The sequence below is a fragment of the Pseudomonas sp. YL2 genome, from assembly GCF_023063025.1.
In the GTDB taxonomy this organism is placed as follows: Bacteria; Pseudomonadota; Gammaproteobacteria; order Pseudomonadales; family Pseudomonadaceae; genus Aquipseudomonas; species Aquipseudomonas putida_A.
In genome coordinates this window covers 230,766-249,338 of the sequence record NZ_JAJSLU010000008.1, presented here as the reverse complement: position 1 = coordinate 249,338, position 18,573 = coordinate 230,766, and the positions used below count along the sequence as shown (strand labels likewise).

Below are 18,573 nucleotides of genomic sequence, written 5' to 3'. Positions count from 1 at the left end.
ATGTGAGAGTAGGTCATCGTCAAGATTAAATTCCGAAACCCCAATTGCGAAAGCAGTTGGGGTTTTGTTTTTTAGTAGAAGTCACCGATTTTGCTGGCACGTTACCGTGTTGACGGGCCAGATACAGAATTTCTTGACGACCATAGAGCGTTGGAACCACCTGATCCCATCCCGAACTCAGAAGTGAAACGATGCATCGCCGATGGTAGTGTGGGGTTTCCCCATGTGAGAGTAGGTCATCGTCAAGATTAAATTCCAGAACCCCTGTCTGCTAACGCAGACAGGGGTTTTGTCGTTTCAGGACCCCCAAACATCAGGCCGTTTTACGAGCCTGGCTGATGCGCCGGGCCTGCCACTTGCGCCACCAGATGTAGACGCCAGTCCCTGACAGCCCCGCAATCACAACACCCAATACCGCGATGATCACTTGCCCGGTGAAGCCGATGATCCGTCCGCCATGTATCGGTAGTTGCAAGCGGTAAAACCGTTCCCCCAATGTCCCTTGTCCGGCAATTTCCTGACCTAATAATCGCCCGTCAGTACCGTGGAAAAACAACCAGGATTTTCCATGCGCTTGAGTGTCATGTTGCCCGAATCCTGCGCCGTAGAAGTTGTACTCAAAGCTGTAATACAACTCCCCGATCGCCGCTGTCAGCCCTAACCTCTTCCCCTCGACCAATGCCCTTTCGTACGCCTGTTGATAACTCAACTGTGTCACCCCCAACTCCGAGGGAGGCATTCGCCCTCGAGCCTCATAAACGCTCGGCTCGATCGGTGAAAGCAGCGACACCGCCGGTTTGAAGACCTGACTGGGCAAGTTCATCGCGACACTGCTGACCGCAATCGGTAGCAACAACAACCACAGCCACAATCCACCGGCCCGATGCAGATCGAAGTTGAGTCGATAGACGTGGCCGCCCTTGATCTTCCAGGCCGCCGACCACTTTTTCCAAAACGGCTTGCCACGAGGAAACGTCAGCCACAGCGCGATGAAACAATCGATCACCCAGGCGCTGGCAACCAGCCCCATCAACCACAAGCCCCAGTTTCCGGGCAGCGTCAAGTTGTAATGAAACTCAAGAATGAACGGAATGAAGTTCTCCCGGGAAAAGCAGCACTCACCCCAGTAACGTTGGCCCTTCTGCTCGGCACTCACCGGGTCGAGATAGAACACCTGATTGCGCTCATCGAACGGTTTGCCGGTCACCGGATCATTACGCGGTACCGCCGCCAACATGGCGGTATGCCCCGTCTCCTGCGGATACTCCATGTACCAGACCTGCAACTTCGGATGCGTGGTTTGCACCACGTCGACCAAGCCCCCGGGAGGCAATCGTTGCCCCTCAAATGAGGCTGCGTAGAAGTGCGGATTCAGCCACTCATCCAACTCATGATTGAACGCAAGAATGCTTCCGGTGATCCCGGCCAGCAGCAAAAACACCGCTGTTGCCAGCCCGATATAGCGATGCAACAACACCAACAATGCGCGCATGAGAATTTCCCCACAGAAGCGACAAAGCCAGCCCCTGAAAACAGGGGCTGGCTTTTTTATGCACAAGGCAAAGGTTTAGAACTGGTAGCTGACCGTGGCGGCGACGTTGCGCTCTTCGCCCATGTAGCAGAAGTTCAGACTCGCGCAGGAGGCTACGTAGGATTCATTGGTCAGGTTGTTCGCGTTCAGGCGCACGTCGACGCCCTTCAAGCCGACCTTGCCCAGGTCATAACCGATGGATGCGTCGAACAAGGTGTAGGAAGGCACCTTCAGCGTGTTTTCCGCATCCGCCCAGCTGTAACCGACATAACGCACACCACCGCCCAGGCGCAGGCCGTCGAGTGCCGCACTGTCGAATTTGTAGTCCGCCCACAACGACGCCATGTGCCGCGGTGCCTGAGTCGGCGAGTTGCCTTTGTTCTCGATCACATCGGTCGGCGTGCTCAAGGTGCTGACCATCGACTTCGAGTACTCGATATCGGTGAAGGTATAGCTGCCGAGTACTTTCAGGTTGTCGGTCAACTGCATGTGCGCTTCCAGTTCCAGCCCTTGCGAACGGACAGCGCCTACCGCGCGGTAGAAGTTTTCCTGCGGCAGTTTGGTCGCCAGATTTTCTTGATCAATGCGGAACAGCGAGGCTGTGAACAGGTTGTCGGTGCCCGGCGGTTGATACTTCAGGCCGACTTCCCACTGTGTGCCATCGGTCGGAGGCAGAGGATTACCGGCGCTGTCGGCATACGAGTTCGGGTTAAACGACTCGGAGTAGCTGATGTACGGCGCCAGGCCGTTATCGAACAGATACAACGCACCAGCGCGGCCGGTCAGTTTGGTGCGGCGGTCGTTGATTTCCGTGCCCACCGGACGGCCCGCTTCGGCGATACGGTTCTCATCCGACGTCTCGACCCAGTCCTGACGCAGACCCAGCGAGAAACGCCACTGGTCCATCTCGATCAGGTCTTGCAGGTAGACCCCGGTCTGCTCCAGGCGCCGCAGGTAACTGGTGTCGCCGTACATATCGATCTCCGAGTTGCCATAGACCGGGTTGAACGCATTGATCGGCGCCAGACCGCCGCTGGTCCAGTCGACCACCGTTTTGCGCCGCTGATAGTCCGCACCCATCAACACGGTGTGCTTGGTAGCTCCGGTGAAGAATTCGGCCTGCAGCATGTTGTCGACGATGAACGCATGCAGACGTTCATCGCCGCCGGTGTAATAGCGGTTCAGTTCGTTGCTGGTTGGTGTCGTCCAGCCGTAGGCGTAGACCTGATCCATGTTCACTTTGGAGTCGAGGTAACGGAAATTCTGTCGCGCTGTGAAGACATCGTTGAAGCGATGTTCGAACTGATAGCCGAACGATTGCTGATCCCGCGAGTAGCCATCAATCCCCGGCTCACCCTCGAAGAAGTGCGGCGAGATGCGATTGCCGTTGCGCTGATGAATCGTCCCGTCCGCCGGCACGCCGCCGTGGTAGCCGCCATCCGGATCGTGCTGCAGATACGCCTGCAGCGTCAGCGAGGTGTCTTCAGTGAAATCGATGCTCAGCGTCGGAGCGAGGGCGAAGCGTTTTTCCTTGTTGTGGTCGAATTGTGTGTCGGACTGATCCGTCAAACCGGTCAGACGATAGGCAATGCGCTTGTCGTCATCGACTGGGCCGCTGAAGTCAAACCCGACCCCGCGCTGACCTTGGGTACCGACCGTGGCCTGAACCTGATGATAGGCCTCGTACAACGGCTTTTTGCTGGTCAGCGCCACCAGGCCACCGGGCGAACTGCGGCCATACAAGACCGACGATGGGCCTTTGAGAATATCCACGCGCTCGAGGAAATACGGATCGACCTGCATGGTGCTGTAGGTGCCGCTGTCGCCCATCGACTTGAGACCATCGAGGTAAATATTGTCCACCGAACCATCGTTGAAGCCGCGCATCGCCACATAGTCGTAGCGATGGGTCGCCCCGTAAGGGTTGGTCAGCACGCCGGGGGTATAACGCATCGCCTGGGAGACGGTCTGCGAGCCTTGATCGTCCATTTGCTCGCGGGTGACCACGGACACGCTTTGCGAAGTTTCCAGCAACGCGGTACTGGTCTTGGTGGCGATCTGGCTGTGGGTGGCGTTGTAGCCTTCCATACTGCCGAGTGCGTTGCCGAGGGCGAAACCTTTGATATCGGTGGTTGGCAGTGCCAGCGCATCGGTTTCACTGACAGGACGCAGGACGTAGCTGCTGCCGTCCTGGCTGACCGCTTCCAGACCCGAGCCGCCCAGCAAATGGCTCAACGCCTGATCGGTTGAATATTCGCCCTGTACGCCCGGAGACTGTTGTCCCTGTGTTTGCTGCGGAGTCATCGCCAGGGTAATGCCGGCCTGACGGGCAAACTGGTTCAGCGCTTCGCCCAGCGGGCCGGCGCCGATGCTGTAGCGATGACTGCTCGCTTCACTGGCAGGGGCGGCGACGCTCAGGCCGGGCAGCGCACCGGCACCCAGAACGGTGGACAGCAGGGCGGCGCGAACGGCGTGGCGCAGCAGGCCCGATTCGGCAGTGAAATTCAGCGGTTTCTTACAGGTGAGGCGGACAGTCATTGTCGGTTTCCGTGGCAAGTCGCAAAGGCTGAGTTGAAGTGCTTACTGACCAAGCCGGACTTGTCGCGAAAACCCGCCAAATAATTTCAGGCCACCGCCTCGAGTGTGACCCACCATCGGGTGCGATAACGCAATTGCACCGGCAGGGTCTGCGGCAGGATGGCCAGCAGCTTGTCGGTGTCCTCCAGGCGGAACACTCCGGACAGGCGCAAGTCCGCCACCTGCGGCGCGCACGTCACAAAGCCCTGACGATAACGCCCGACTTCATTGAGGAAATCGCCCAGGCGCATATTGCGGGTCACAATCAAACCATCGGCCCACGCGCCCACGTCCATATCCAGTGGCGCTGCCGGGCGCGCCTGATGATGATCGATCAGATAGGTCTGCCCCGCGAGTGCCTCGACGGAGGTTGCGCCGCTGCGGATGGCGACGCTCCCGGAGCTGACGGTGAGCCGCGTGCAATCGCTGTCCTGACGCAGGATGAAGCGGGCTTTTATCGGCTCATAAATGCCATGACGACTTTGCACGCGAAGTGGCCGGTTGAACGTCGCGCCTTCATCGTTACCGCCGCATGTGACGATGATTTCGCCGCGAGTGAGTTTGATCAGCCTCTGCTGCGCGGTGTAGTCCAGATCCACTGAGCTGGCAGTGTTCAGCTCGATCCGCGTGCCATCGGGCAACTGGAACCCGCGACGCTCGCCGGTCGCCGTAGCGTAATCAGCGCGCCACTGCTGCCAGACGGAGGTGTCCTTGGCCAGCCATGCCGCGGAGCCCATCAGCACCGCGCCAGACAGCAGCTTCAAGGCCTGTCGCCGTCCGAGTCCTTGCGCACTGTTTTCCAGTGTGTTCAGCGCCACGTGCGCGCCGGGCACTGCGCGCAGGTTATGGCTCAATTCCGCCTGCAGCGACTGCACGCGCTGCCAGGCCAGTTCATGTTCATGATGTTCGGCGCGCCACGCGTCGCACTGATGACTCAGGCGCGCATTGCCATGGTTGTTACGCAGCCGCAGCAACCAGTGGATGGCTTGCTTGACCACCTGTTGCTGCGGCTCGGCGCGGCGCGCGACTGAGTTGTTATCCACAGGCATCAACTTGCGTACCGCAACACGTAGCAGTGATACAGCGCATCGGCGACGTAACGTTCGACTGAACGCAGTGACAAGCCCATCTGCTCGGCGATCTGCTTGTGGGTCAAACCTTCGCACTGCGCCAGCAGAAACGCCTGACGCACTTTCGGTCGCAAGCCTTCAAGCATGCGCGCGATGCTCTCGAGCAACTCGATTACCAGCGCGCGGGTTTCGGCGCTTGGGGTTTCGGCTTCGGGCAAATGGGCGATGGTTTCGAGATAGGCGCGTTCGATTTCTTCACGACGCCAATGATCGATCACCAGGCCACGGGCGATGGTGCGTAAAAATGCGCGAGGCGCCTTGAGTTCCAGGCGTTCGCTGCGTTGCAACAGGCGGACGAAGGTGTCCTGGGCCAGATCTGCGGCATCCGCGGCATTGCCCAGCCGCGCCCGCAGCCAAGCGTTGAGCCAGCCGTGATGACTCCTGTAAAGCGCCTGCACTGCAAACTCAGGTGAGGACATGAACGCGACAGCCCGAACGTCACAAATGATAATTAGTCGCATTTTTATCAGGGGCTGCGAATTTTGCAACCTCTGCTCGGAGATCCAGCAAAAAAACTTCGTGGCGGACGCTCTGGCACGCCGTTCGGCGGGAATCTGACAGAAATGCCGGGCATTTCCCACGCAGCCCTAAGATTTCCGCGAATGGTGCCGACAGACTGGTGAGACATGCGTGCACCAAAGTAGAGCGGCCGTCAGAACGCCGCCTGCGCTGTACATGGAATGTTGCATCCCGGAACGCATCCCCACTTTTGCATAAGAAGTCCCATGAAATGAATCTCAAGTTCAGCCATAAAATCCTGTTGGCCGCCTCGGGCGTCGTGGTCCTGGCTTTCGCTTTGTTCACCCTCTACAACGACTATCTGCAGCGCAACACCATTGCCCAGAATCTCCAGTCGTCCGTGCAGCAGGCCGGCGATCTGACCGCCAGCAGCGTGCAGAACTGGATGAGCGGGCGAATTCTGGTGCTGGAAAACCTCGCGCAGAACGTTGCCCATCAGGGCAAGGACGCCGACTTCCCGGGGCTGGTCGATCAACCGGCCTTCACCTCGAACTTCCAGTTCACCTACGTCGGTCAGGCCAACGGTGTGTTCACCCAGCGCCCTGACGCGAAGATGCCCGACGGCTACGACCCGCGTCAGCGCCCTTGGTACAAGCAGGCCGTGGTCGCCGACAAAACCATGCTGACGCCGCCATACATGGCGGCGGTCGGTGGTCTGGTCGTGACCATCGCCATGCCGGTGAAAAAGAATGGCGAACTGCTGGGTGTGGTCGGCGGTGACCTGAGCCTTGAAACCCTGGTGAAGATCATCAACTCGGTGGACTTCGGTGGCCTTGGCCACGCGTTCCTGGTCAGCGGTGACGGCCAAGTGATCGTCAGCCCGGATAAAGATCAGGTGATGAAGAACCTCAAGGACATCTACCCGAATTCCGGCGTGCGCATCGAGAAAGGCAACCAGAACGTGGTGCTCAACGGCCAGGAACGTATCCTGTCGTTCACCCCGGTCAGTGGTTTGCCGAATGCCGACTGGTACATCGGGCTGTCGATCGATCGTGACAAGGCCTACGCCGCCCTCAGCCAGTTCCGTACTTCGGCGCTGATCGCGATGTTCGTCGCGGTCGCGGCGATTGCGTTGCTGTTGAGTCTGCTGATCAACGTCCTGATGCGTCCGCTGACCACCATGGGCCGCGCGATGCAGGACATCGCCCAGGGTGAAGGCGACCTGACCCGGCGTCTGGTCGTGGAAGGCAAGGATGAGTTCGCCGAACTGGGCAGCTCGTTCAACCAGTTCGTCGAGCGCATTCACGCGTCGATTTCCGAAGTGTCGTCGGCCACCCGTCATGTACATGACCTGTCGCAACGGGTGATGGCGTCGTCCAACGCCTCGATCATCGGTTCCGACGAACAAAGTGCCCGCACCAACAGCGTGGCTGCCGCGATCAACCAGTTGGGCGCAGCCACTCAGGAAATCGCCCGAAATGCCGCCGATGCTTCGCAGCACGCCAGCGGCGCGAGCGAGCAGGCCGATGACGGTCGTCAGGTGGTCGAGCAGACCATTCAGGCGATGACCGAGTTGTCGCAGAAGATCAGCCTGTCATGCACCCAGATCGAAACCCTGAATGCCAGCACCGACAACATCGGCCACATCCTCGATGTGATCAAAGGCATCTCGCAGCAGACCAACCTGCTGGCGCTCAACGCGGCCATCGAAGCGGCCCGTGCCGGTGAAGCCGGACGTGGTTTTGCGGTGGTGGCGGACGAGGTGCGCAACCTCGCCCACCGCACCCAGGAATCGGCGGAAGAGATCCACAAGATGATCACCTCCTTGCAGGTCGGTTCGCGTGAAGCGGTGACCACCATGAACGCCAGTCAGGCGTCCAGCGAAGAGAGCGTGGAAGTGGCCAATCAGGCCGGTCTGCGCCTGGTCAGCGTGACCCAGCGCATCGGCGAAATCGACGGCATGAACCAGTCGGTGGCCGCGGCGACCGAAGAGCAGACGGCGGTGGTGGAAACCCTCAACGTCGACGTCAACCAGATCAACCTGCTGAACCAGCAGAGCGTGGCCAACCTCAATGAAACATTGAAGGATTGTGATGCGTTGTCGCAGCAGGCCAATCGCCTGAAGCAGTTGGTGGACAGCTTCAAGATCTGATTGTCAGATTCGAGACCGCGTTATCGTTGATCGCGAGCAGGCTCACTCCTACAGGGGAACGCATTCCAACTGTAGGAGTGAGCCTGCTCGCGATTGCGGTAGCTCAATCACCGCAGAACTGAAGCCTTACACAAACAGCTTCAGCACATTCCCCATCGCATCATCGGCAAACCCCTGCACGAAATCCTTGAACCCCGGCAGCGCTTCCTCCCCACCTGAAGCCGGCTCGGCAATGATCGTCCAGGTCGCCCGCGACTTCCCCGCTCCCAATGATTCCACGTTCATCGCCGCCCACAGATTGGCCACACCCAAGGTGTTGTAGATCGTGGTCCAGGTCATGGCCCGTGCCTGCTCATCGCGTGAGTTGAGTTGCTCGACCACCACGTTGCCGTCCTTGAAGAACTTCTTGCGCAGCGACGACACGCCGTCGCCGGTCATTTCGATGTGCGACAGCGCCGGGATGAAGCGGTCGAAGCCAGCGAAATTGCCGACCACCGCCCAGACCTGCGCCGCGTCCGCCGGCACTTCCACCGACGACACAACGTGGCAGCCGTGCGGGTTTTTGATCAGGGTGTCGGGTTGCAGATTGCTCATGGTGTTGCTCCTTTTTGATGAGTTAGATGAAGTTGATCTGTTTCAGGTAGTCGCAGCCGCGACGCAGCAGCGCCGGGGATTTTTCCGGGTAGTGCGCGCCCATCTGTTGCACGCCGGCTTCAGCGTTGGCGTGGCCGATCAGGGAGATGTCGCCGATGTCTTCCTCGAAGCCGTTGAGGTAGAAACCGAGCACGCCGAACAGCGCGTTGTCGGCATCGACCCGGCCCAGTTGCTGCTGCCAGTCGGCGACGCTGACCAGCGAAAACTCGCTGCCGGTTTCGCGGAACGAAGCGACGTAGGCATCCCAACTCAGCGGTTCGGGGTTGTGCAGGTTGAACACCGCACGCTCGGTCGAATAACGGCTGGCGTGGAAGGCGATGAAGCGGGCGAGAAAGTCCACTGGCATCAGGTCGAAATTCAGCGCGAAGGCCGGTACCTGACCGAGCTGGATTGAGCCCTTGAGCATCAGCATCAAACGGTTTTTGTGCGGCTGGCAGACGCCGCTCAGGCTGTTGAAACTGATGTTGCCGGGGCGATACAGGTTGACCCACACCCCACGCTCGCGAGCCCGTTCTAGGACGCGCTCGCCGACCCATTTCGACAGGTTGTAGCCGTTGCGGATGTAGATTGGCGGGGTCGGTGCGGCGGGCAATTCGAGCACTCGGCCTTCGCCGTCGACGGTGCTGGAAGCGGACAGCGTCGAGACAAAGTTGAAGACCTTTTTGCTGCGCCCTTCACACAGGCGCAGCAGCTCGAAAATCGGCTCGACGTTATCTGCGGCAAGCGACTCGTAATCGAGCACGTGATTGACGTTGGCGGCGTTGTGCACCAGCGCGCCGAACTCGCGATCCAGGCGCTGATAATCGTCATCGGCCAGGCCGAGTTGCGGTCGGGTGAGGTTCGCGGAGTAGATCCGCACCCGGCTCAAATCGAGATGCTCGAGACGGTTCTCACGCAGCGCCTGAGCAAACCGCTGCGCCGCGGTTTGCCCGCCGCCGTCACGCACCAGACACGCCACCTCGCTGGCGCCCCATCCAAGCAGCGCTTCGACAATGTGCACGCCGACAAAGCTGTTGGCGCCGGTGACGATCACCTTGTGCACATCACCCAGGCGACTGATCGGCAGCGGCTCGATGTTCAGCGGGCGTTCGGCGTCGGCCATGGCCTGGGCGCTGAGCACCGCGCTGTCATCGGTACCGCGCACCAGCGTGGCGAGCTTGATGATGGTTGGCAGTTCGATGAAGCGGTTGATCGAGATGCTGCGCCCGAATTCCTCACGCAAACGCAGCAACATCCGTGACAGCAGGATCGAATGCCCACCGAGGTTGAAGAAACTTTCGTCGGTGGAAATATCGCTGCTCGGCAGCTCCAGCAGTTCCGCCCAGATCTCCAGCAGCAACGCTTCGTCAGCGTTTGCCGGCAGGCATTTCGGACTGCTGTCCTGCACGCTCACCGGCAGCTCCAGCAACGCTTTGCGGTCGACCTTGCCGTTGCTGGCGAACGGCATCTGCGCCAGTTCAGTCCACGCCACCGGTTGCATGTAGTCCGGCAGAAACTGCTGGGCATGCGCCTTCAACAGATCGCGGGCAGCGTCCGACTGCGGCTGCGCAAGGAACGCCAGAATCCGCCGCTGATGGTCGATCACCACCGCCACCTGGCGGTACAACTGGCTCTCGCGCAGGCAGCGTTCGATCTCTTCCGGCTCGACCCGGAAACCACGGATCTTCACCTGATTGTCGCGCCGTCCGCACAGCTCGATGCCGTGTTCGCCCCACTTGGCCATGTCGCCGCTGCGGTACGCGCGCAACGCTTGGCCGTGTGGCAGTTGCAAGGTGAGATAGCGCTCGGCGGTCTGCTGCGGATTGTTCAGATAACCAAGGCAGACGCCGGGGCCGACGATGAACAATTCGCCGACGGTGTTCTCCGGCACCGGTTGCAAGTCGTCATCGAGAATCAGCACCTGACTGTTGGCAATCGGTGCGCCGAGGGTGCGGTTGCTGTCACCCGGTTTGAGCTGGCGAGCGGTAATCAGCACCGTCGCTTCGGTGGGGCCGTAGAGGTTGTGCAGCTTGCCCTGACGGGTCAGTTGCTCGATGACGAAAGGCTCGCAGACGTCGCCACCGGTCATCACCTCCACGCCTTGCAGTTGCTCCAACGGCAAGATGCTCAGCAGCGCTGGCGGCAGGAACGCGTGGGTCAGTTGTCGGCGGCGGATCAACGCCACCAGTTGCAGTGGATCGCGGCGCTGGGTGTCGTCGGGCACCACCAGTTCGGCGCCCTGCAGCAGCGTCGGAAAGATATCGATCAGCGACGAGTCGAAGCTCAGTGAAGAGAACTGCAACACCCGGCTTTCGGCGCGCAACTGCACGTAATCGGCGTACCACGCGGTGAAGTGCGCGAGGTTCGCCTGGCTCAGGAGCACGCCCTTCGGATGCCCTGTGGTGCCGGAGGTGTAGAGCGCCATGCACGGCGCTTCAAGCGTCAGTCGCTGACGCATCAGCGGCAGATCGAAATCGGCGTCGGCACTGTCGATACGACTGACATCCAGCCCGGGCATCGACTCACTGAGCGGATGCTCGCCGTCGTGCAGCAACAACACCGCGCCGGCGTTTTGCAGGATGTATTGCTGGCGCTGCAACGGATGGCTCGGCTCCAGCGGCAGATACACGGCGCCACTGCCGAGCACGGCCAGAATCGAGGCGAACAGCGCCGGGCTTTTCGGCTGGCAGATACCCACGATCCACGGCTGCGGATGCTGCTCGAGCAACGGTTGCAGACATTGCTGGATCGCACGGCTGTGGGCGTGCAACTGGCGGTAGCTGAGCGACTGCTCGGCCAGGTGCAGCGCCGGTCGCTCGGCGTGTTCGATCAGGCTGCGTTGCAGGCGTTCGATCAACGGCGTCTGCGCCTGTTGCAACAATGCCGGATGCGTCGTGGCGTTGAGGCGATGGACGTAAGCCAGGCTGTCGAGAAACGACAGATCTTCCACCTGTTCGAAGTCCGGCGCGGTAGCTGGCAATGCCTGCTGAAAAAACTCGGCATCGCGGGAGAAACGGCTGACCAGCAGCGCGACTTCGTCGACCACCTGCGTCAGCACTCGCTGGCGCAGTGCTTGACCATTGCCGGACGGCTCATCGCCAATCGGCACACGGCTGATCAGTGACGAGCCGAGGAAGCACAGCAGGTCGAGCGTCGGTAAACCGCCAAGGCGCTGCGCAGCGATACCCAGGCGCAGATGCAGGTGCGGGATGGCGCAGAAATCGCCGGCGCCGATGAAGCCATCGTCGATGATCAGATCTACTGGCGATTGCGCCGCGCCGCTGCGCCGTAAGGAGTGACCGTGTTGTTCGAGTTCCTGCGCCAGGTCGGTCATGGCCTGGCTGGCGCCAATCAATAAAATGTCGAGACGTCTCATGTCGGCCTCCTCATCAAACCAGATAGTCACGCAGGGCGTGCTGCACGCACGGCGTGTCGAGCAGCGAGCTGTTGTGGAAAAAGCGCACGATGTTGCCCACCAGCGGATGGTGGCGATTGATCGGGAACGCCAGCCCGGCCATCTCGTCCCTGAGCAAACGGCGCACTGCCTCGCTGACCGGCAAGGCGTCGATCAGGCGCAGATCGAAGGATTTCTGGATATCGTTGGTCAGGTAATGGCCGATGAACACCGGCAGGATCTGCGCGATGGTTTCCCGGTCCGCGTCATTGGCGGTGTGCCAATAGATGCGCACCATGCGAGCCCAGAAGCTGGAATGCCGGCCCTCGTCGAGCAAGTGATCGGCCATCAGCCCTTTGATCGATGGCTTGACCGTGTCGTCCCGGGCGAACGCGGCGACGTCGCCGGTTACGGTGTTCTCGGCGATGGCCACGCAGATCAGTTCCACCGCGCTGCGCAGGTGCTCGGGCGCCAACGCCACAGCGGCAGGAATCGCCCGGCTCAGTTCGATTTCTGCGGGCAATTCGATCGGCTCGATGCCGGTCATGGCTACGGTCTGCTGCATGAAGTCCATCGCCACCAGCGCGTGGTAATCCTCGTCCACCACCACGGTCATGGCGTCGTAGCGACAGGCGAACGGGAACGGCACGGCGAAGCGATTCTTGGCGATGGCGCGGGCGGTCTGGTCGACGATTTCGGTTTCGAAAATCACCACGTCGTTGATGAATTTGTACAGCGTCTGCACCAGGGCGAAATCACGCTGCTGCGGGCATTCGCGCAGGAAGGTTTCGCTGAGCACCAGGGGCTGGCGGCTCAGCGGATAGATCAGGCGCTCATCGTCTTCCAGAACACGCCGTGGCCGGGTGCGGATAGTGGCGCGGGTTTCCCAGGCGTCGGCGAAGGATTGGTAGTCGGCGGCGTTCATCGGGCCACCTCCGCCAAGGGCTCGCGCATGCTCAGACGCAGGCCGTCCCACAGGGCGATGCGGCTTTCCACCGCCGCGATGGCGCTGGCATAAACCTCGGCTTCGCGCTGCGGATCGCCGTCGACCAGACGCTCAAGCAATTGCTCCGCCGCCGGACCGTGATCTTCCGAGTCGACCTCGATGTGGCGCTCCAGGTAATAGCGAAAGGTGGGTGCCTGTTCGATGCCGATCCCCCAGTCATCGAGGATGCGCTGGAACATCGTCGGGATCACGCTTTCGCGACCATGCAGGAACGCGGCGGCGACGCTGTGGCCCGGTGCGTGCAGCGCGGTGTGCAGCGTCTCGCGCACAAATTTCGCCGCTGCCGGATCGACCTCAACGCTTTGCAGGGCGACGTCGTAACTCACGCCTTCCCGTTGCAGCGCGACAAACCGTTCGACCGCCGTGGTGCTCGCACCGACTTCGCGCATCGCGTCCAGGTACAGTTCGAAATGGCTGTAATGGCCGTGGGCGGGACGATCATCGGACTCTTCGCCAAGCACGATCTCGTTGATTAGCCGCGCAGCATGCGGATCGCGTGGCGGTAACCATGGCAGGCGGGTGCAGGTCAGTTCCTGTTGCAGGCGCTTGGTCAACGACATGAAATCCCACACGGCGAAGACGTGGGATTCCATAAACCGGCGCAGTACCGATAACGAATCGATCTCGGTAAAGATCGGGTGAACGCTCAATTGCGTTTTTTTCAGGGCGAGTTGTTCTTTAGTTGGCATCATGGCGAACCTCGGTGTTATTGGAATAGAGGGAGTTGCTCGTTCAGTGCATCAACACGGACTTGATAAGTTTGAAATGTTTTCTATTGGCGAACGCTGGCCTCATTCGGATTAATGAAAGTTTGCAAAGTGCATGAAAGGCTCTCGGCCATGCGTTGGCGACTATTTGCCAAAGCTATCGGCTGACTGCAGAGCTGCGCCGTGTTTGCGGGGTTAACCCTGCTCCGCAATAAAAAGCTAATACATCGTCAAATAACTTAACAAGTTTATTTTTAATTATTTTTAGTTGTGTGTTTTTCAAGTATGAGTCGGCCCGGTAAAACTTTTTGTTTAAGTTTTACTTGGGCGTAGTTGCTCCTTTCGGCAAATAATGGCCAAAATTGAAGACAAGAGTGAATGCCTCACTCAAAGCAACTTTAAGAAGCGGAAATTGAATGTGATGTATAGGAATGAAAGTGGGCCGGAAACGGCGCCGTAACTTCCCTTTTTCCCGTGGCAAGGCTCCTTCCGTAGGTTCCTGGTGCGGGGACTGCGCCGGCGGTGCGGCGCGTCGCCCGTTCTTCATGGGGTGGCCGTTAAAGAGTGCGGGTAAATTGGCGGGACGGCTATGACCGATTCGTCCGCGCCGAGCCGCAATGGCGGGCTTGCGAGCGCTGGGAGGTTAGAGCGAACACGCGGATCCGCCACCAGGTTTGCGGAGGATCGGGGAGAGGATTTGTAAGCGGGTTATTCGCCGGTCAGGCGCGAAGGCCTGAGACCGGCGTGAAGGGTGTCAGCGCACGGCCTTGCGGTTTTGTCCGGCGGGACTGGCGAGGAACCGGGTGATCACGTCGACGCCACGGTTGAGGTGATGTGTGAGCAACTTCACCGACAGCTCGACATCGCGCTCGATCACGGCCTGGAGCATGGCGCGGTGATCTTCCTGGGAGAGTTTGCCCAGGCCCATGGCTTCGAGATTGAAACGCAGGAAGCGCTCCTCCTCGTTGAGGCCGTCTTCGACCAGCCGCAGCAGACGCTTATTCGGTGCCTTGCTGTACAGGGCCATGTGGAACAGACGGTTGAGCCGACCGATTTCGCTGTAGTCGTGCTGGGTTTCGAGTTCTTCGATATAGCCGGCGGCAAGCGCGTGATCGGCGCTGGTCAGCAACGGGATCGACTGGCGCATGGCTTCGGATTCGAGGAGGATCCGCAACTCGTAGGTTTCGGTGGCGTCGCCCTGGATCAGCGGCGCTACAACGGCGCCCTTGTGGGTGGTGACGCTCAGCAGTTCCTGCGCTTCGAGCTGGCGCAGAGCCTCGCGCACCGGCATGCGGCTGACCCCGAACAGGTCGGCCAGATCCTGCTGGCGCAGGGCGGTGCCGCACGGCAAGCGACCGTCAAGGATCGCCGAGCGCAGGGTTTCTTCGATGATCGAGCGGGCAAGGTGTGCGGGAATCGGCCCATCGACTTTGATGCTGTGCAGCGGTTTGGGCTTCTGTGTCACAACTACTCACCCTGAATGACGACGGAATTTGGATCCAAAGACACTAGTGATTGCTCTACAGGTTGTCAAACCATGTAAAGGATTGCTGTCCTGAATGAAGTTTAGCGCGATGGCGATGATCTCATGGTGCCATTGTTTTTTGCCGGGCTAAGCTTCACCATCAAACGCTTTCCTTCCTGCCCCCTGGAAACCTGCTGTGGCGGTACGTTTCGCGATCCCCCGGACTCTGCGCTGGCTAGGCTGCGCACTGTTGCTGGCCGGCGTCATGCTGGGCGGCCTGCATGCCGATTGGGATTTTTCCGCGATCAGCCGCAAGGCTACGGCGCTCTACGGCCCGTTGGGTGCCGGGCAGCAGCGGATCGATGCCTGGCAAAACCTGCTGGCCACGCAGAAACAGGTCAGCGAGATGGAAAAGCTGAAAGTGGTGAACCTGTTTTTCAACAAACAGGTGCGTTATGTAGAAGATATCGATCTGTGGGGGCAGGTCGATTATTGGGAGACGCCCATCGAAGCGTTGTGGAAAGGCGCCGGCGATTGCGAAGACTACGCGATCGCCAAGTATTTCAGCCTGCGCCATCTCGGGGTCTCCAGTGACAAGCTGCGCATCACCTACGTCAAGGCACTGCGCCAGAATCGCGCACACATGGTGCTGACTTACTACGCCACCCCCGATGCCATGCCGCTGGTGCTCGACAGCCTGATCGATCCGATTCAGCCTGCGTCCCAGCGAACCGATTTGCTGCCGGTCTACTCTTTCAATGCTGAAGGTCTGTACCTGCCGGGAGCCAAGGGCAACAAGAAGGTCGGTGACACCAAACGCCTGTCGCGCTGGCAGGATGTGCTGAAGAAAATGCAGGCCGAAGGTTTCCCGGTCGAAACGACTAACTAGGAGCACGCGCTCAGATGTCTTTGTTCAAACAGCTGTTGATCGCTATCTGTCTGTTCCTAGTGGTCGCCTTCACCGGCAGCTTCATGGTCAGTCTGGAGAGCTCGCGCACCCAGTACGTCAACCAGCTGCGCTCCCATGCCCAGGACGCCGCCACGGCGCTGGCGTTGTCGCTGACGCCGAATATCGACGACCCGGCGATGGTCGAGCTGCTGGTCAGCTCGATTTTCGACAGCGGCTATTACGCGAGCATTCGCGTGGTCGATCTCAAGACTGACAAGACCATTGTCGAGCGCAGCGGAATTCCGGCGGTGAGCAATGTGCCTGACTGGTTCGTCAAACTGATTGGCCTGGAGCCTGCCGGTGGCGACGCATTGGTCAGCCGTGGCTGGGAGCAGGCGGCGCGGGTCGAGGTGGTCAGCCACCCGATGTTTGCCGTGGCCAAACTGTGGCAGAGCGCGTTGGGCAGCCTCGGCTGGCTGCTGCTGTGCGGCGCGGTCAGCGCGGTGCTCGGCGCGCTGCTGTTGCGCCGGCAATTGCGTCCGCTGGATTACATGGTCAAGCAATCCCACGCCATCGCTCGGCGCGAATTCCTCAGCCTGCCGGAGTTGCCGCGTACCCCGGAACTGCGGCGCGTGGTGCAGGCGATGAACCAGATGGTCGAGAAGCTCAAGGCGCTGTTCCAGGAGCAGGCCGAGCGCAGCGAAAAACTGCGCGCCGAGTCTTATCAGGACAACCTCACGGGGCTGGCCAACCGACGCTATTTCGAGATGCAACTGCACAACCGCGTGAGCAACCCCGAGCAGGCCAGTTCCGGTTACCTGCTGCTGTTGCGGGTCAAGGATCTGGCCGGGCTCAATCAGCGTCTGGGCGGTCAGCGCACCGATGAATTGTTGAAAGCTGTCGGCGAGCAACTGTCCCGCGAGTGCGCCAAATACCCTGAAACCCAGAACCTCGTCACCCGTATTCGCGGTGGTGAATTCGCCGTGCTGGCGCCGGGACTGGTGCGCGAAGAAGCGCTGCAACTGGCACAGAACCTCGACAGTGCGCTGAGCAGCCTGCACGCCACTGGCGCAACCGATGTGCCGGCCGTGGCTTCTATTGGCCTCGCCCCGTTTGCCCACGGTGATTCACCGCAAGCGGTACTGACCCTGGGCGATCAGGCGCTGGCGCAGGCCGAGGGGCAGGGCGAGCAGAACTGGGCGTGCATCGATCAGAGCCTGGTGGCGGACGTCGGTGACGATCACCACGCCTGGCATCGCTTGCTCGATCGGGCGCTCAATCAGCAGCGTTTCGAGCTGTACTTCCAACCGGTGGTGGCCGCCCAGGACACGCAATTGGTGCTGCATTACAAAGTGCTCTCGCGCTTGCTCGATGAACAGGGCCAGACCATCCCGGCCGGGCGTTTCCTGCCGTGGCTCGAGCGTTTTGGCTGGACCGCGCGACTGGACCGTCTGATGCTCGAGCGCGTGCTGGAGCAGATGAAAGGGCATGAAGATTCGCTGGCGCTGAACCTGTCTTCGGCAACCCTGGCCGATTCACAGGCGCTGAACAAAGTGTTCGAGATTCTGCGCGCGCACTCCGACCTCGGCGAGCGCCTGACGCTGGAGATCGGCGAGGAGCAATTGCCGGAGCAAGCGGTGCTGGAGCAGTTGACCCGGCGTCTGCGTGAACTCGGTTTCTCTCTGAGTCTGCAGCGCTTTGGTGGACGCTTCAGCATGATCGGCAACCTGGCGCGGCTGGGGCTGGCGTACCTGAAGATCGATGGCAGTTACATTCGCGCGATCGATCAGGAGAGCGACAAGCGCCTGTTCATCGAGGCGATCCAGCGTGCGGCGCACAGCATCGATCTACCGTTGATTGCCGAGCGGGTGGAGACCGAGGGCGAGTTGTCGGTGATTCGCGAGATGGGCTTGTATGGGGTGCAGGGGGCAGTTGTTTGGTGAGCCCACGCCCGGGAAGTACCCTGTTCGTTATTCGTTGCCGGTAAATCAGCCTTCGCGAGCAAGCCCGCCCCCACATTGGAATGCATTTCAAATGTGGGAGCGGGCTTGCTCGCGAAGGGGTCAGTCCGGTCACTGAAGATCGCGGATCAGATCAGCCCGGTCTCTTCGTCGTCGATCAAGTGGCTCAACCCGCCCAACGCCTCACGCGCCTGGGTGCGGTCCATCAGCTTGGCCTGTGCTGCCGGCGGCAGGTCGGTGACGCGGATCACGCCTTTCTGGGTCAGCACCTGAATCAGGTCGTCGAGTACCCGAATCATTTCCAGGTCGCTCTGCTTGAGCTGTTTCAGGCTGGTTTCCACCACTTCATTGGCGAACCAGGCCTGGATTTCATGGCTGTCGGCCGGCAGCGTTTCCGTGGCCTCGGCGTAGGCCGCGGCTTCCACGCGAATCAACAGACCTTGCGCATCGCGTTGCACGTAAAACATTGAGCATCCCTCAGAAAGATCCAGCGTCATGCTGTCAGCAGCATAGGCCAACTGCGCGCGAGTATGCGGGGTGGCGACGAAATCGTCACCGCCGAGTTAGCCGCAAACGTGACGGGCGCCCCCCGGGGCGGGCGGCGTGTTTTCGCCTCCGCCGTTGTTGTGGGGGGCGTTGGTGGGGGGGGTGCGGCCGGCGGTCAGGGGG

Annotated in this window: 12 protein-coding genes, 1 rRNA gene and 1 pseudogene; 4 read left to right on the top strand and 10 right to left on the bottom strand. The window is 60.4% G+C overall.

Annotated features, from left to right (window positions below; all coding sequences use genetic code 11):
• Positions 1-132 precede the first annotated feature (132 nt).
• Positions 133-248 (top strand): 5S ribosomal RNA (gene rrf, locus LVD08_RS14415).
• A gap of 65 nt (positions 249-313) precedes the next feature.
• Here the strand turns inward: rrf and LVD08_RS14410 are convergent.
• The 4 genes from LVD08_RS14410 to LVD08_RS14395 form a co-directional block, all read right to left on the bottom strand.
• Positions 314-1,492 (bottom strand): PepSY-associated TM helix domain-containing protein, encoded by a 1,179-nt coding sequence (locus LVD08_RS14410; RefSeq protein WP_096797715.1) that lies wholly within the window; start codon positions 1,490-1,492, stop codon positions 314-316.
• Between the two features lie 75 nt (positions 1,493-1,567).
• Positions 1,568-4,069: a TonB-dependent siderophore receptor gene (locus LVD08_RS14405; protein ID WP_247268469.1), complete on the bottom strand. Its 2,502-nt coding sequence runs from the start codon at positions 4,067-4,069 to the stop codon at positions 1,568-1,570.
• An 86-nt stretch (positions 4,070-4,155) separates the two neighbouring features.
• Positions 4,156-5,157, bottom strand: a complete 1,002-nt coding sequence (locus LVD08_RS14400; RefSeq protein ID WP_247268468.1) for a FecR domain-containing protein — start codon at positions 5,155-5,157, stop codon at positions 4,156-4,158.
• On the bottom strand, positions 5,157-5,657 hold the full coding sequence (locus LVD08_RS14395) for a sigma-70 family RNA polymerase sigma factor (RefSeq protein WP_150369329.1): 501 nt from the start codon (positions 5,655-5,657) through the stop codon (positions 5,157-5,159). Before LVD08_RS14395 ends, LVD08_RS14400 begins: the two co-directional genes overlap by 1 nt.
• A gap of 311 nt (positions 5,658-5,968) precedes the next feature.
• Here LVD08_RS14395 and LVD08_RS14390 point away from each other — a divergent pair, with 311 nt between their 5' ends.
• Complete coding sequence (locus LVD08_RS14390) at positions 5,969-7,849, top strand: methyl-accepting chemotaxis protein (protein ID WP_247268467.1); 1,881 nt, start codon at positions 5,969-5,971, stop codon at positions 7,847-7,849.
• Positions 7,850-7,975: 126 nt separating this feature from the next.
• On the opposite strand, the gene LVD08_RS14385 is transcribed toward LVD08_RS14390, so the two are convergent.
• The 5 genes from LVD08_RS14385 to LVD08_RS14365 all read right to left on the bottom strand — a co-directional run bounded on the left by LVD08_RS14385 (position 7,976) and on the right by LVD08_RS14365 (position 15,054).
• Positions 7,976-8,443, bottom strand: a complete 468-nt coding sequence (locus LVD08_RS14385) for an SRPBCC family protein (protein WP_027611106.1) — start codon at positions 8,441-8,443, stop codon at positions 7,976-7,978.
• A gap of 22 nt (positions 8,444-8,465) precedes the next feature.
• On the bottom strand, positions 8,466-11,858 hold the full coding sequence (locus tag LVD08_RS14380) for an amino acid adenylation domain-containing protein (protein WP_247268466.1): 3,393 nt from the start codon (positions 11,856-11,858) through the stop codon (positions 8,466-8,468).
• A gap of 13 nt (positions 11,859-11,871) precedes the next feature.
• Positions 11,872-12,801 carry a diiron oxygenase gene (locus tag LVD08_RS14375; RefSeq protein WP_183784452.1) on the bottom strand — a complete coding sequence of 310 codons (930 nt, stop codon included), beginning with the start codon at positions 12,799-12,801 and terminating at the stop codon, positions 11,872-11,874.
• Positions 12,798-13,574, bottom strand: a complete 777-nt coding sequence (locus LVD08_RS14370) for a DUF3050 domain-containing protein (RefSeq protein WP_247268465.1) — start codon at positions 13,572-13,574, stop codon at positions 12,798-12,800. Before LVD08_RS14370 ends, LVD08_RS14375 begins: the two co-directional genes overlap by 4 nt.
• A gap of 769 nt (positions 13,575-14,343) precedes the next feature.
• The gene (locus LVD08_RS14365; RefSeq protein ID WP_027611110.1) at positions 14,344-15,054 is read right to left on the bottom strand and encodes a GntR family transcriptional regulator; all 711 of its coding nucleotides are present in this window, start codon (positions 15,052-15,054) and stop codon (positions 14,344-14,346) included.
• 196 nt (positions 15,055-15,250) lie between these two features.
• Between LVD08_RS14365 and lapG the strand changes: the two genes are divergently transcribed.
• Together lapG and lapD are read left to right on the top strand one after the other, a co-directional pair.
• Positions 15,251-15,943, top strand: a complete 693-nt coding sequence (gene lapG / locus LVD08_RS14360; RefSeq protein ID WP_007962016.1) for a cysteine protease LapG — start codon at positions 15,251-15,253, stop codon at positions 15,941-15,943.
• A gap of 14 nt (positions 15,944-15,957) precedes the next feature.
• Positions 15,958-17,896, top strand: a pseudogene (lapD, locus tag LVD08_RS14355) (cyclic di-GMP receptor LapD); the annotation flags it as partial.
• A 136-nt stretch (positions 17,897-18,032) separates the two neighbouring features.
• Here lapD and LVD08_RS14350 read toward each other — a convergent pair.
• Positions 18,033-18,371, bottom strand: a complete 339-nt coding sequence (locus LVD08_RS14350; protein WP_098966540.1) for a tryptophan synthase subunit beta — start codon at positions 18,369-18,371, stop codon at positions 18,033-18,035.
• Between the last annotated feature and the right edge of the window lie 202 nt (positions 18,372-18,573).

Bases quoted from the DNA above. Each gene is read 5' to 3' on its own strand.
- LVD08_RS14410 (WP_096797715.1), bottom strand. From the start codon at position 1,492: ATGCGCGCATTGTTGGTGTTGTTGCATCGCTATATCGGGCTGGCAACA.
- LVD08_RS14405 (WP_247268469.1), bottom strand. From the start codon at position 4,069: ATGACTGTCCGCCTCACCTGTAAGAAACCGCTGAATTTCACTGCCGAA.
- LVD08_RS14400 (WP_247268468.1), bottom strand. From the start codon at position 5,157: ATGCCTGTGGATAACAACTCAGTCGCGCGCCGCGCCGAGCCGCAGCAA.
- LVD08_RS14395 (WP_150369329.1), bottom strand. From the start codon at position 5,657: ATGTCCTCACCTGAGTTTGCAGTGCAGGCGCTTTACAGGAGTCATCAC.
- LVD08_RS14390 (WP_247268467.1), top strand. From the start codon at position 5,969: ATGAATCTCAAGTTCAGCCATAAAATCCTGTTGGCCGCCTCGGGCGTC.
- LVD08_RS14385 (WP_027611106.1), bottom strand. From the start codon at position 8,443: ATGAGCAATCTGCAACCCGACACCCTGATCAAAAACCCGCACGGCTGC.
- LVD08_RS14380 (WP_247268466.1), bottom strand. From the start codon at position 11,858: ATGAGACGTCTCGACATTTTATTGATTGGCGCCAGCCAGGCCATGACC.
- LVD08_RS14375 (WP_183784452.1), bottom strand. From the start codon at position 12,801: ATGAACGCCGCCGACTACCAATCCTTCGCCGACGCCTGGGAAACCCGC.
- LVD08_RS14370 (WP_247268465.1), bottom strand. From the start codon at position 13,574: ATGATGCCAACTAAAGAACAACTCGCCCTGAAAAAAACGCAATTGAGC.
- LVD08_RS14350 (WP_098966540.1), bottom strand. From the start codon at position 18,371: ATGTTTTACGTGCAACGCGATGCGCAAGGTCTGTTGATTCGCGTGGAA.